Raw genomic sequence first — 12888 nt, 5'->3', positions numbered from 1 at the left:
CGACTTTTCCCCGGATCGTCCAGTGGGGCCATAAGCGGTGCCCGGATCTACGACGTGCAGCCCGACCCACTATTCGACCGCCTTCATTGCCGCCGCGATGACCCGATAGTCCTGCGCCCCGATACGAAACACTCCGCGGCGGAACATCATGCCCCACTGCGTCCGCCCGTGGGTGAACGAAAGCTCCCCCAGCAGCGCCTCGATCGGTGCGTCCTGAGATTGAAAGAACCGCACGCCGCGCCGGAATGGCTGCAAGTTGCCCACCCTCTCGCCCGGGTAAAGCGGGGCGTCCAGAACTTCGCCGATGGCGGTGAAGGCGCGAACCGGCTGACCGTCCCCCATCCGCTCGCGCGGTGAATAATACACAATCCGGTCAAACGGCTTCAGACGATCGAGCGCCACACGCTTCCCATGATGAAGCTGGGCAAAGCCGCCCGCCACCGCCGCCCGCACGTGGTCCCGGCTCGCCACGGCGATCCAGCATGCGTTCACGACAACTCCTCAGCCGACAAGACGCCAATCCGGCTCATCACGCGAAAAAGAACGCCACCCCAAGCACGACATACACCCCCACCAGCAGCACACCCTCGAACCACGTCGTCTCGCCATCCGCGGCGATCGTATTGACGATGAACGCCGCGCCGGCGATGGCAAACAGGTCCAGCGGATTCTTGAACACCAATGTCAGCGGCGTGCCGATCAGCCAGGACAGGATCACCAGCAACGGCGCGACCACCAGAGCCATCTGGATGGCGGACCCGATGCAGATCGTCATCACCAGCCCCATCCGATCCTGCCGCGCGAACCACACCGCCGAAAACAGATCGGCGATGGTTCCCACCAGCGCCAGCACGATCACCCCCACGAAGGTCGGCGACAGCCCCAAGCTGCGCGCCGCCTCGACCAGCGAGTCCGAAATCAACTCGCTCTCCAGCGCCGCCGCGACGGTCGCCACCGCCAGCACCGCCAGGCACCGCCACAACCCCCAGGCGCTGCCCGCATCGGGCTCCTCGCCACTGGCAAACACGTCACGATGCGTCACCAGTGTATACGCCAGGTTGGCGCAGTACAGCACCAGCAGCACAGCCGACACCGCCAGGCTCAACCACTCCTCGCTGATCCCCACGTCGCCGCTATGAGTGACGCGGCGCGCGGTGAAGTCGAACACCGCGGGCAGCAGCAGCGCGATCACCACCAGGATCAGCAGGCTCGACAGCAGCCCGGCCCGTTCCCGCTTGAACGTCTGCCGCTCACGCGTCGCGCCGCCGACCACGATCGCCAGCCCGAGCCCCAGCAGGCTAGTGCCGATGATCGATCCAGTGATCTGGGCGTGCACCACGTCCGCCTGACCCTGCGCCAGGACGAACAGCGCCAGCAGCAACTCCGCCACGCTGCCCAGGCTGACCGACAGCAGGCCTCCCACCGCCGATCCGGTATGCTTGGCAAGCTGCTCGGTCGCGACACGAATCCAGTCTGCCAGCACGCCCACACCCACCGCGCCGGTCACGAACACCCAGATCGGCGCCGCCCCCAGCCCATAGTGCAGCACCGGTGCCACCGGCACGAACCCCAACAGCGCCAGCCGCATCATCGCGCCGCTGCTCACCGCCCCAGTGCGCCGCATCGAACCGCTCCCGGTGTTGCTCATGGTCCGCCTGTGCTAGGCGAGATCAAGCATCACGCCGGTTGCGAAAGTGGCAACCCGGTCACCCGACCTTGCCGTTCGTGCAACCTCGCCTGCCGTGATTGGATGCCTGTTGCAAGCCCATGTTCGCAAATTGTTCAGCGATATCGGCGAAACCTTCTGGCTGTTGCCGGCCGCGATGGTGGTGGCCGGCATCCTGCTCGCGGTTGGCCTGATCGACCTGGACCGCAGCGGCATCGTGCCGGCCTGGCTGATCGAGAGCCCCTGGCTATACAACGGCGGCGCCACTGGCGCGCGAACCCTGCTTGGTGCCGTCGCTTCCTCAACCATCGGCGTCGCCGGCACGGTGTTCTCCATCACCATCGCCGCCCTCTCGCTCGCCGCCGGTCAGATGGGCCCGCGGCTGCTGCGCAATTTCACCCGGGACCGCGGCAACCAATTCACCCTGGGCGCCTTTCTCGCCACCTTCTCCTACGCGCTGATGGTGCTACGAAGCGTGCGCACCCAAAGTGAGGGAGCATTCGTCCCCCACGCATCGCTCGGCGTCAGCATCCTGCTGGCGTTCCTCTGCGTCGGCACCCTGGTGTTCTTCGTCGGCCACATGGCCGGGCGCATCAACGTGGACACGGTCATAGAACTGGTCAGTGACGACCTCCGTTCGGCGATCCAGCGACTGACCTTCGACCAGCCGCAAACCCAGGCATCGACCGCCGACATCTGGGACGGCGCCATGCCGATCGTCGACCAACGCCGCGGCTACCTGCAGCAAATGCAGGCCGAGGCGCTGGCCGAATGGGCGGCCCAACAGGGCACCACGCTGCGACTGTTGGCGCGCCCCGGCGACTATGTCTTCCCCGGCGCGCCGATCGCCGAGATGACCCCCCCGGTTGAAGGCGCCGCCGCCGCGATCCGCGCCGCCACCGCCCTTGGACCCACCCGGGTGAGCTCGGCCGATCTGGAGTTCGCCATTCGCCAACTCGTCGAGGTCGCGGTCCGAGCCCTGTCGCCGGGAATCAACGACCCACACACCGCGATGGCGGTGCTGGACCGATTGGGCGCCGCGCTATGCGACATCGCCCCGGTCCACCTCGCCTCCGGCATATCGCTACGCCGCGGCCGGGTGGTGCTGGTCGTCCCCGCGGTTAGTTACGACGGCCTGGCGGACGGCATGTTCCACATGATCCGCCAAAACGCCGCCAACAGCACCGCCGTGCTGCTGCGCATACTGGAGGTGCTGATCGCGGTGACCGGCTGTGAGCAGGCTCCGGCCCGCGTTGCGACGCTCCGCCGCCATGCCGACCTGGTGCTGGCCGATGCGGAGCGCGAGGTCGCCAATCAGGGCGACCTCGCTGACCTGCGCCAGCGCCACGCCGAGTTCGAGGCGACCCGGCAACGCCGTCGTCCGGCAGCCACGGGCGACGACCTCCCCTCTGGCTAGCCACGGGCCGTCCCGATTTTGCCGTGCCAGCCCCCGATCGGCTAAATCGACCGACCCTGATCTGGACCAGCCACGCCGCGCCGTCGAGCGCAACGATCCAGGCCGCCGCCACGCAGCAGCGGCCGGCCAATAACCGGAGGAAACCAATGACCCAGGCGGCGCCCGCCGTGTCACCGACCGCCCTGCGCCACGTCATGCTGGCCGCCGCCATCGGTTCGGCGCTGGAGTGGTACGACTTCTTCATCTACGGCACCGCCTCGGCGCTGGTGTTCGGTGAACTGTTCTTCCCGAAATACGACGCCACCGTCGGAACCCTGGCCGCGTTCGCGACCTTCGCGGTCGGCTTCCTGGCACGCCCGTTCGGCGGCCTGTTCTTCGGCCATTTCGGCGACCGGATGGGCCGCAAGCCGATGCTGGTGGCGACCTTGCTGCTGGTCGGCGGCGGCACCTTCCTGATCGGCCTGCTACCGACCTACGCCGCGATCGGCCTGTGGGCACCGGTGCTGCTGTTGCTGCTGCGCCTGCTGCAGGGCTTCGGCGCCGGCGCCGAATACGGCGGAGCCGTCATCATGGCAGTGGAATTCGCCCCCAAGGGCCAACGCGGCCTCTACGGCAGCTTCGCCCCGCTCGGCGTCACCGCCGGCAATCTGCTCGCCGCCGGGGTGTTCTACCTGGTCACCATGATGTCCAAGCAAGACCTGCTCACCTGGGGCTGGCGCATCCCCTTCCTGGTCTCCCTGCTGCTGCTCGGCCTCGGCGTCTATGTCCGCACCCGCGTCGCCGAAACCCCGGTATTTTCCGAAGCCAACGCACGGCGCCCGCCGCTGCGCGCCCCCGCGGTCGAGGCGCTGCGCCGCCACCCGCGCAACTTCTTCGTCGTGGTCGGCGCCCGCCTGGCCGAGAACGGTCTCGGCTACCTGTTCCCGGTATTCGGCCTCAGCTACGTCATCAACACCCTGCACATGCCGCGCGAGGTCGCCATCACCGGCGTGATGCTGGGCAACATCGCCGAGATCTTCGGCATCGTGCTGTTCTCCTGGCTGTCCGACAAAGTCGGCCGCCGCCCGGTCTACATCGGCGGCGCGCTGTTCTCCGCCGCCTTCGCCTTCCCGTTCTTCGCCATGGCGCAGACGCTCAACCCGGCGCTGATCTGCCTCGGCTTCATCCTGGTCATGGGCATCGGCAGCGCCGCGATGTTCGGCCCACAGGCAGCCTATTTTGCCGAACTGTTCGGCCCGCGGCTGCGCTACAGCGGCTTCGCCTTCGCCCGCGAACTCGGCTCGATCATCGCCGGCGGTCCGTCACCGTTCATCGCCGCGCTGCTGGTAAGCTGGATGGCCGGCGCACCATGGGGCGTCGCCTGCTACGTCATCCTGCTGTCGCTGATCACCGCGTTCGCGGTCTGGTGCGGCCCGGAAACCCATCTCAGCGACATCGCCGCCGACGCCCCGCAAGACCTGGCCGCCGACGGCGCCCTAGCGGCACCGAACCAGGCCTGATCGGCGTTCACCGGAAGCTGGCTGGGCAGCAGTTGACTCGCCCGGGAAATTAGATCACCGGGGCCACCGAACCCGCCCACGGCGCCCCCACCGTCGCACGACGCGGCCAGGCAAACCAGGAGCCACCGATGCCGAAACTCTCCCCCTATGCCGCCCCGGGCGTTTACGACCCGCCGATCTATGCCCAGGCGCTCAAGGTCGAGGATGCGCGCACCTTGCTGTTCATCGCCGGCCAGGTCGATTACGACGCCAACGGCGGCTGCGCCCATCCCGGTGACTTCAAGGCCCAGGCGCACGCCGCGCTGGCGGCACTGAAGGCGCAAATCGAGGCCGGGGGCGCCACGCTTGCCAATGTGGTCAAAGTCACGACCTACATCACGGACATGCGCCACCGCGCCGATTACGGCCCCATCCGCATCGAATTCTTCGGCCCGAAAATGCCGCCCCACACGCTGATCGGCGTGGCCTCGCTGGCTGCGCCGGAATACCTGATCGAAATCGAAGCGATCGTCGCGCTGTAATCCCATGATCGCGGCTTGCGCGGAACATTCAAGCCGCGTGGATCACGCGACAAAAGCTGGACCCTATTCGGAATGCACGCTCAGCCCGGATAGGGTCCAGCGTCCCCTAACCCATCCGCTGCTCCGGCGTCAGCACATACCGCGGCGTCTCCCCGGCCAGCGCGCGCCGAATATTCGCCACCGCCCGGCGCAGCGCCACCTCGGTCATGCCCGGAACCGAGGCGGAATTATGCGGCGACCCGACCACATTCGGCAGCGACAGAAACGGATGATCCATGCGGAACTCGCCGTGGCGCACCGGTTCCGTCCACCAGGCATCGATGCACGCCCAGAACCCGGGATGCGCCCGCAGATGCTCGAACAGCGCCGCCTGCTGGATGATCTCGCCGCGCGCCAGATTGACCACGATGGCATCCGGCTTCATCAGCCCCAGTTCGCGCCCCCCGATCAGGTCCTTGGTCTCGGGCGTCAACGGCGTGCTGATCACCAGCACGTCGGCCGCCCGCAGCAGCCCATCCAGATCCGCCACCGACCCGATCCAGTCGGTCGCCCCGTCCGACCGGCCGGTGCGATTGATCGCATGGATCCGCATCCCCAACGCTCGCATCAGCCGCGCGGTGGCGACGCCGATGCCGCCGAACCCCAGTATGCCGCAAACTTGCCCCGCCAGCGTGCGGTTGCGGGTGAACTGGTTGAACTCGCCCCGCCCCAGCGCGGCCTGTTCGACCAGCAGCCGCTTGCTGGCCGCCAGCACCATCGCCAGCCCGTGCTCCGCCATCGGTTCGGCATACGCCCCGCCATTGCCGGCAACCGCGATGCCGGCCGGAAGCGCATGCAGCGGCACGAAGTCGATCCCCGCGCTGATGAACTGCACCAGCCGCGCCGACCGGATCTGCCCCGCCTCGCCCGGCCGCAGATCCTTGCCGGTGTCGCGCGCCAGGATGGCGGCAGCCTCGCGCAGCGCCGAGACCCGCCCCGCGTCGTCAAGCTCGCTCAGCCACGCCGGCCGACCCATGTCCCCCAACGCCTCGGCGACGACAGCCCGATGCGGCGCACGCAGGTCGAAGGTGACCGCGACCGTGTCGGTCATGCCAGCGCTACTCTCAGAAATACTACTTGCACGGAAATCGCTCGGCCAGGAACTTGAACAGACCCTCGTCGGACGGCATCGAACGACGATCCGGCATCGCCCGCACCCAACTCACGAATTGATTCATCGTCTCGGCCCGCGTCGGTGACGGACGAGGAAAACAGAATAGTTTGTGCTCCCCGGCATGGTGCATCTCGACGTCGATCGCGCCCTGGGCAAAGCCACGGCAAAAGTTGAGCCTGGCGTCCGCCCCCGGCTCCCTGGGGTTTGCCGCGCAGGTGTCGGCCAGCTCCCCCGCGGTCGCGGTGCGGATCGTGATCTCCTCGGCCGCCCTGGCAGGCGACACCGCGCATGCACCGAAAACCGCAACACCCGAGGCCAGCAAGGCAGCGGCCAGAACTGTCTTCATCAAATTTCCCCTCAGCTAAATCCAGGCCACCGATCAGTGTCCGCCATCGGCGGTCCACCGCTGCCAACCCTGGGCACGCAGCAGGCAGGCCGGGCAGGCGCCGCAACCATAGCCCCAAGGATGCCGTTTCGATCGATCCCCCAGATAGCAGGTATGGCTGCTTTCGCGAATCACCCCCACCAGCCGATCGCCGCCCAGCCCGAACGCCAGCGCCCAGGTCGCCGCCTTGTCGCGCCACATCAACGGAGTCTCCAGCACGAACCGCCGCTGCATGCCCAGGTTCAGCGCAAGCTGCATCGCCTTCACCGTGTCGTCGCGGCAATCCGGATAGCCGGAATAGTCGGTCTCGCACACCCCGGCGACGATGCGGCGCAGCCCGCGGCGATAGGCGATCGCGGCGGCGCAGGTCAGGAACAGCAGGTTGCGCCCGGGCACGAAGGTGTTCGGCAGACCGTCCTGGTCCATCCCGATCGCCACGTCCGCGGTCATCGCGGTCTGCCCCAGCCCGGCAATCGTCGCCGTCAGGTCCACCAGATGATCCGGTCCCAACCCGGGCGATGCCAGCGCCGTCCGGATCGGCTCGCGGCACGCCAGTTCCACCGCATGGCGCTGGCCATAGCGAAAGCCGACGGTTTCCACCCATCGATAGCGAGCCAGCGCCCAGGCCAGGCAGGTAGCGGAATCCTGTCCGCCGGAAAACAGCACCAGCGCCGCGTCCCCCGCCTCCCTGGATTCGGCCCCGACGGGCTCGGTCTTGCTGATTTCGGTCTGGCTGGGTTGCGCCATCGGCCGCGTGTTCCGTTCAGGGTCCCCTGTCATCCGCCGTCCCATCATCCTATCATCTTCACCATGGACCTCGATTTCAGCGAAGACGAAATCCAGCGCTTTTCCCGCCACATCCTGCTGCGCGAAGTCGGCGGCACCGGCCAGGCCAAGTTGAAGGCGGCCCGCGTGCTGGTAATCGGCGCCGGCGGCCTGGGCTCGCCGCTGATGCTCTATTTGGCCGCCGCCGGCATCGGCACCATCGGCCTGATCGACGACGACCTGGTCGACCTGTCCAACCTGCAGCGCCAGGTCGCCCACACCACCGACCGCATCGGCATGCCCAAGGTCGCCTCCGCGGCCCAAGCCGCCCGAGCAATCAACCCCGCTGTAAAAGTCGAGGCCTACACAGCCCGCCTGTCCGCCGACAACGCGCTGGACCTGATCCGCCAATACGACATCGTCTGCGACGGCACTGACAACTTCGCCACCCGCTTCCTGGTCGCCGACGCCTGCGTGCTGGCCAAACGCACCCTGGTGTCCGCCGCCGTGCTGCGCTTTGAGGGCCAGCTCTCGGTGTTCAAGCCGCACGCCGGCGGCCCGTGCTACCGCTGCCTCTACGCCGAACCACCGCCGCCCGGCACCGTGCCGACATGCAGCGAGGCCGGCGTGCTGGGCGTGGTCACCGGGGTGATGGGCACGCTACAGGCAACCGAGGTGCTGAAGGAAATCCTTGGCATCGGCGACACCCTGTCCGGCCGCCTGCTGGTCTGGGACGCTCTGTCGGCGACGTTCCGCGACATCAAGCTGCGGCCGGATCCATCCTGCGCGCTGTGCGGCCCGCAGGCGGCCATCACGGACCTCTCCGCGCACCGCAGCACCTCGAATGGGCCCGTCTGTGCCGGCTGATACCACGCTCGGCGTGCTGCTGCTGTCCGGATCGCACGACCGGGCGCACTACGCCTTCGTCCTCGCCTCCGCCGCCGCCGCGCTCGGCCGCGACGTCGTGCTGTTCGCCACCAACCAGGGTTGCCTGGCGCTATGCCGCGATTGGTCCGCGTTGCACGATGCCGACCGCGATGCCCGCATCGAGGCCAACGGCGTCGCCAGCCTGGACACCTTGCGTGACGCCTGCGCCCAGCTCGGCGTGCGGATGATCGCCTGCGAGGCCGGCCTGCGCGCCGAGGCGATCGACCCGTCGCTGCTGTTGCCCGAGGTCGAGGTCGCCGGGGTCGCCACCTTCCTGTCCGCCGTCGGCACCGCGACCGTGATCACGATCTGACCCCTGCGGATGGTTACGCTTGACTCGATTCGGCCATGCTTGGCAGGGAGGGCAAATGCGTTATCCGGCTCGGGTTGTGTTGGCGCTGGCCTCGGTGATCACCGCGGCCGGGGGTTGGAGCGTCGGCGCTCCAACCGACGCGGAACGCGATTTCTCGTGGCGCATTAGCCAAGCCTCGGCGCAACCGGCACCCGCGTCCGGCACGCTGCGGCTACCTTCCCAGCACGAACCGCCCCAACACGAACCGCCCCAACACGAACCGCCAGCCCGCGAAGCACCCGCGAAACCACCCGCCGCCGCGCCGCGCAAATCGGTCCATGTCGTTGCTGGCGGTGCAGCCAAGCCACCGGTGGTGGCGCCGCACGGGCCGCTGCATCCGCATCGCCCGACCGGCGCCCCCACCGGCAAACCCGCGCCCCCCGCCGTCCCAGCGCGAATACCGGCGCCAGCGTCAGTAGCTGTGCCGGTGCCCGCGCCAGCGCCGCAGCCGCAACCGTCCGCCGAGACCAAGACCGCCGCGCCCGACAAGCTGCCGGACGCCGAGAAACCCGAAGCCGCCGCCGCCAAACTGCCGCGCTTCGCATCGCTACGCTCCGATGACGTCAACATGCGGGCCGGCCCCGGCACGCGATACCGTATCGATTGGGTCTACAAACGACGCGACCTGCCGGTGGAGATCGAGCGCGAATTCGATGTCTGGCGCTGGGTGCGCGATGCCGACGGCATCCAAGGCTGGGTGCACGGCGCCACCCTGATGGGCCGCCGCAGCTTCATCGTGCAAAAAGCCGATGCCGCGCTGCGATCGGAGGCAAGCGACACCGCAAGGCCGGTCGCCATCCTCAAGCCGGGGGTGATCGGCCGCATCCGGTCCTGCGAAGCTTCCTCCGACTGGTGCAACGTCCAGGCCGGGTCCTACCGCGGTTTCCTGCGGCGCGAGCAATTTTGGGGCACCTTGCCCAACGAGGCGGTCGCTCCGGGATGACAACTGTTTTGAGATCGAGTATGATGCGGCGAAATTAACGATCATTCACGGCAAAATGCCGAGATTCGACGCGGAACTACTCCTGGCGTGGCTAGCGAGACGTTAACATATTCACCAGAATGTGATCGTCCGCCCAGCCAAACGCCGGGTCCGCTCGAACAAGGCAGAAGTCATGAACATGCTCGCCCCGGGGAATTTGTCTTTGGATGCCAACGTCGTCGAGATGATGACCAGTGCTCGGCCGGGCGTCGTCGTGGTGGTCAGCGACGATCCGGCAACCATCGCCTGCCTCGCTCCGGTATGCGACTTTCTCGACCTCGGAATGGAAGTCGTTTCGGCCGGAACGGATCTGGCGCAGGTGCTGCGCGAACACCGCCCGATGGCGGTGATCGGATCGGTCGACGGGCGGGAGCAGGACGGCTTCCACACCATGAAGGTCCTCGCCCGCTACAACCGTGAACTGCCGATCATGCTGCTGACCGAGGGGGATCCGGTGCTGATGGGCGCGGCCGACGCGGTACAGGACCTGTGGGGCCTGACCTCGGTGACCCGCACCAGCGGCTTTCCGGTGGCCGGCCAATTGATGGCGTTCCTGTTCGATGCCGGCCGCCGCGCCGGTTGCCTGCGGCTGGTGCCGATCTGATATATGATACCCACCGAAGTCTCTCCCCGCATCGTCTCCCCCGGGGCGTCCCTTACCCTGAAGGCCTCACCGGACCCGTTCATCCATCGGCTGCCTCACGCCGGTGGGAAACACCTTCTTGATCGGAAAATACTCGATGTCGGCAATGTCGTAGGACCGCGGCTGGGTCACCGCCTTCTGCATCACCGCATCAATATCCAGCGCCGTCATGGTCAGCGTGAGGCCCAGGTCCTGCTTCACCTTCATCGCCACCCCGTTGCGGTTCGAAACCCCGGTGCCGAACTGACGCAGCGTGATGTTCTTGATGTTCTGCGCTTAGATCGTCGGAACGCCCATGGCCCCGCTGCGGGCGGCAATCCCGGCCCCGGTCAGGACAGACCGCCCGCCTAACCCGAGCGATCGTTTGCTTGCCATTCTTGCCGCCCTCCCTATTTTCCCCTGCTCCGCCCAACGTGTGGCACAGGCCATGCCAGCAGCCGGCCTCCCGGGGAGCCCATACCCGAGTTCTGACGGGCCTGCGGGGAAGGGTCGCCGGAGGAGACGATGAGAGCGGTGGACTTCAATGCGCTTGAACGGGTGGCAGCCAAGGCGATCCACGAGCAGCGATTCAAAGACGCTCTTCGCGTCTACCTGTTCATGAGTGACGGCGACCCGTCGCGGGACGCCGGTTACCTCGCCGAGCATATCGGTCCCTGCTACGAGACACTGAACGATATCCCTGCGGCTCGGTTCTGGTATCGCCGCGCTGTTGAGGAAAACCCAGAAGTTCGCCTCGAAAGCGTGGCGGCGGTCAAACGCCTGGGGCACGAGCGCTACGACGACCTTGTTAGCCCGGGCTGACGCTCTGGACTCTCCGCCGCGACGCGATCGTTGCAGATCTCAAGACATTCGAGTTGTCCGGAAGAGCCGCTGACAGCTTTTGGGCGCTGCTGCAGTCGGGACTCAAAACCCGCCGCCATCCACAGCAGCAGCCCGCGCTGACCGCTGCCTTTGCACTTCGCCATCAACTGGGCATCGAGGACGTGGTGGTGGATCACTCTGCGGCCATGGCGCTGGCCGGACGGACTGCGCGGCCCACCCATGACGCCAGCAACCTTTGGGTGGCGCGGCTGCTCGTGGCTGAATTGGTGACGCTTGATCGGCGGCTGGCGACGGCGGACGCTGCATCTCGCGGGTAATCGCCGCTGCGTGAGCGTGGAAACCGCTTGCCGCTTTGCTGATCAGTCTGGAAAAATTAGCGACCCCGCGAGCCAGCCGGTTCATTTTCGGCTGGCCATCAGCGGCTGGATGCGCTGGCCGAAATTCTCCATCCCCAGGATGAAGTCGTCGAAGGTCAGCATCACCCCGGCGAGGCCCTCGACTGTCGCCAATTCATCGAGCATCCGGGCGACGGTGGCATAGGACCCGACGACGGTTCCCATGTTGAAGTTCACCGCCGAGACCGGGTTGATCATGCTTTGCGCGGTGCCGCCGACATCGGCCTTGTCGTCGTTACTGGCCTGGGCGCCGAGCCAGCTCAGGGCATCGAGGTCCTTGCCGGCTTTGTAGCACTCCCATTTGGCCTGCGCGGCGGCATCGGTTTCGTCGGCGATCACCATGAACAGGGCGTAGGCGCCGACGTTTCGCCCGGTCTTGGCGACCGCCTTCAGCAGACGGCCGATCGTGGCGCTGCATTTGGTCGGGGTGTTGACGCCCTCGCCGAGGCAGAAGTTGAAGTCGGCGTGTTCGGCCGCGAACGCCATGCCGACGTCGCTCTGCCCGGCGGAGACGATCTTCGGCGTCACCGACGGGCGTGGGCTCAGCTTGCAGTCGGTCATCTGGAAATAGGCGCCCTTGTGGTCGGATGTCCCATTTTCCCACAACTGCCGCATCACCGTCACGTATTCCGCGCTGTACTCGTAGCGACGCTCGTAGTGCTGCTGTCCCGGCCACAGGCCCATCTGGGTGTATTCGCCCTCGGCCCAGCCGGAGACGATGTTGATCCCGAACCGGCCCGGCGCAATGCTGTCGATGGTGGCGGCCATGCGCGCCGCGATCGCCGGCGGCAGGGTCAGCACGGCGGAGGACGCGTAAAGCTGGATGCGTTCGGTGACCGCGGCGATGCCGGCCATCAGGGTGAAGCTTTCCAAGGCGTGGTCCCAGAACTCGCTTTCGCCGCCGAACCCACGCAGCTTCACCATCGACAACGCAAATTCAAATCCATATCGCTCGGCCAGCAATGTGACGTCGCGGTTCAGCGCGAAGCTGGTGTTGTACTGCGGCGAGGTTTTGGAGATCAGCCAGCCGTTGTTGGCGATGGGGATGAAGACGCCGAGGTCCATGTGTTGCGCTCCCGTTGGCAATCAGCTCTTTGAATGTGCATACATCGTGTCATGCCGGTGGCCCGCATAGTGAATACAGCGCCCGGCGCGCGGCAACGGCATCAACCAAGCAGATCCCTGCAGCCGAGATCGTCCACGGCCAGCAGGATGCGCTCGAGATTGTTCCACCAGATCACCGGCGGGATCTGGTTCGCCGCCTGAAACACCGGCGTCGCGATGTGCCACAGCGCCGACCAACGGTAATCATCGCTCAGCGCCCGACGGTCGTAGCCGGTGATACCGTGCCGCAGGAGAAC

The 12888-nt window shown here is 66.9% G+C and carries 17 protein-coding genes; 9 read left to right on the top strand and 8 right to left on the bottom strand.

Annotated features, from left to right (window positions below; genetic code table 11):
* Positions 1 to 69 precede the first annotated feature (69 nt).
* The gene (locus ACQY4T_RS00085; RefSeq protein ID WP_428530559.1) at positions 70 to 492 is read right to left on the bottom strand and encodes an EVE domain-containing protein; all 423 of its coding nucleotides are present in this window, start codon (positions 490 to 492) and stop codon (positions 70 to 72) included.
* A gap of 37 nt (positions 493 to 529) precedes the next feature.
* On the bottom strand, positions 530 to 1624 hold the full coding sequence (gene cax / locus ACQY4T_RS00080) for a calcium/proton exchanger (RefSeq protein WP_428530556.1): 1095 nt from the start codon (positions 1622 to 1624) through the stop codon (positions 530 to 532).
* Between the two features lie 133 nt (positions 1625 to 1757).
* Here cax and ACQY4T_RS00075 point away from each other — a divergent pair, with 133 nt between their 5' ends.
* The 3 genes from ACQY4T_RS00075 (at position 1758) to ACQY4T_RS00065 (ending at position 5103) form a co-directional block, all read left to right on the top strand.
* Entirely contained in the window at positions 1758 to 3083 is a 1326-nt protein-coding gene (locus ACQY4T_RS00075) for a DUF2254 domain-containing protein (protein WP_428530553.1), read from the top strand.
* Positions 3084 to 3229: 146 nt separating this feature from the next.
* Entirely contained in the window at positions 3230 to 4582 is a 1353-nt protein-coding gene (locus tag ACQY4T_RS00070; protein WP_428530550.1) for an MFS transporter, read from the top strand.
* 128 nt (positions 4583 to 4710) lie between these two features.
* The gene (locus tag ACQY4T_RS00065) at positions 4711 to 5103 is read left to right on the top strand and encodes a RidA family protein (RefSeq protein ID WP_428530547.1); all 393 of its coding nucleotides are present in this window, start codon (positions 4711 to 4713) and stop codon (positions 5101 to 5103) included.
* A gap of 106 nt (positions 5104 to 5209) precedes the next feature.
* Here the strand turns inward: ACQY4T_RS00065 and ACQY4T_RS00060 are convergent, their stop codons facing one another.
* From ACQY4T_RS00060 to queC, 3 genes are read right to left on the bottom strand one after another with little or no spacing between them, the layout of a single operon-like run.
* Complete coding sequence (locus ACQY4T_RS00060; RefSeq protein ID WP_428530544.1) at positions 5210 to 6193, bottom strand: 2-hydroxyacid dehydrogenase; 984 nt, start codon at positions 6191 to 6193, stop codon at positions 5210 to 5212.
* Positions 6194 to 6215: 22 nt separating this feature from the next.
* Positions 6216 to 6602 (bottom strand): Rap1a/Tai family immunity protein, encoded by a 387-nt coding sequence (locus ACQY4T_RS00055; protein ID WP_428530541.1) that lies wholly within the window; start codon positions 6600 to 6602, stop codon positions 6216 to 6218.
* Positions 6603 to 6635: 33 nt separating this feature from the next.
* Complete coding sequence (queC, locus tag ACQY4T_RS00050; RefSeq protein WP_428530538.1) at positions 6636 to 7388, bottom strand: 7-cyano-7-deazaguanine synthase QueC; 753 nt, start codon at positions 7386 to 7388, stop codon at positions 6636 to 6638.
* A 63-nt stretch (positions 7389 to 7451) separates the two neighbouring features.
* Between queC and ACQY4T_RS00045 the strand changes: the two genes are divergently transcribed.
* From ACQY4T_RS00045 to ACQY4T_RS00030, 4 genes are all read left to right on the top strand, one after another.
* Entirely contained in the window at positions 7452 to 8273 is an 822-nt protein-coding gene (locus ACQY4T_RS00045; protein ID WP_428530535.1) for a HesA/MoeB/ThiF family protein, read from the top strand.
* Positions 8263 to 8646 (top strand): DsrE/DsrF/DrsH-like family protein, encoded by a 384-nt coding sequence (locus ACQY4T_RS00040; RefSeq protein WP_428530532.1) that lies wholly within the window; start codon positions 8263 to 8265, stop codon positions 8644 to 8646. The genes ACQY4T_RS00045 and ACQY4T_RS00040 overlap by 11 nt, the downstream gene beginning before the upstream one ends.
* A 55-nt stretch (positions 8647 to 8701) precedes the next feature.
* Entirely contained in the window at positions 8702 to 9628 is a 927-nt protein-coding gene (locus ACQY4T_RS00035) for an SH3 domain-containing protein (protein ID WP_428530529.1), read from the top strand.
* 172 nt (positions 9629 to 9800) lie between these two features.
* Positions 9801 to 10271, top strand: a complete 471-nt coding sequence (locus ACQY4T_RS00030; protein WP_428530526.1) for a hypothetical protein — start codon at positions 9801 to 9803, stop codon at positions 10269 to 10271.
* 66 nt (positions 10272 to 10337) lie between these two features.
* On the opposite strand, the gene ACQY4T_RS00025 is transcribed toward ACQY4T_RS00030, so the two are convergent.
* Positions 10338 to 10517: a hypothetical protein gene (locus tag ACQY4T_RS00025; RefSeq protein WP_428530523.1), complete on the bottom strand. Its 180-nt coding sequence runs from the start codon at positions 10515 to 10517 to the stop codon at positions 10338 to 10340.
* Between the two features lie 297 nt (positions 10518 to 10814).
* Between ACQY4T_RS00025 and ACQY4T_RS00020 the strand changes: the two genes are divergently transcribed.
* Entirely contained in the window at positions 10815 to 11111 is a 297-nt protein-coding gene (locus tag ACQY4T_RS00020) for a hypothetical protein (RefSeq protein ID WP_428530520.1), read from the top strand.
* Between the two features lie 53 nt (positions 11112 to 11164).
* Positions 11165 to 11449, top strand: a complete 285-nt coding sequence (locus ACQY4T_RS00015; RefSeq protein ID WP_428530517.1) for a hypothetical protein — start codon at positions 11165 to 11167, stop codon at positions 11447 to 11449.
* 81 nt (positions 11450 to 11530) lie between these two features.
* Here the strand turns inward: ACQY4T_RS00015 and rutA are convergent, their stop codons facing one another.
* A complete protein-coding gene (rutA, locus tag ACQY4T_RS00010; protein WP_428530514.1) occupies positions 11531 to 12592 on the bottom strand; it encodes a pyrimidine utilization protein A in 1062 nt (353 codons plus the stop codon).
* A 101-nt stretch (positions 12593 to 12693) separates the two neighbouring features.
* Positions 12694 to 12888, bottom strand: a 195-nt coding sequence (locus ACQY4T_RS00005) for a hypothetical protein (protein ID WP_428530511.1), incomplete at its 5' end; no start/stop codon positions are given.

This window comes from Rhodopila sp. (assembly GCF_965277825.1).
Taxonomy (GTDB): Bacteria; Pseudomonadota; Alphaproteobacteria; order Acetobacterales; family Acetobacteraceae; genus Rhodopila.
This window is presented reverse-complemented; position numbering and strand designations above follow the sequence as displayed.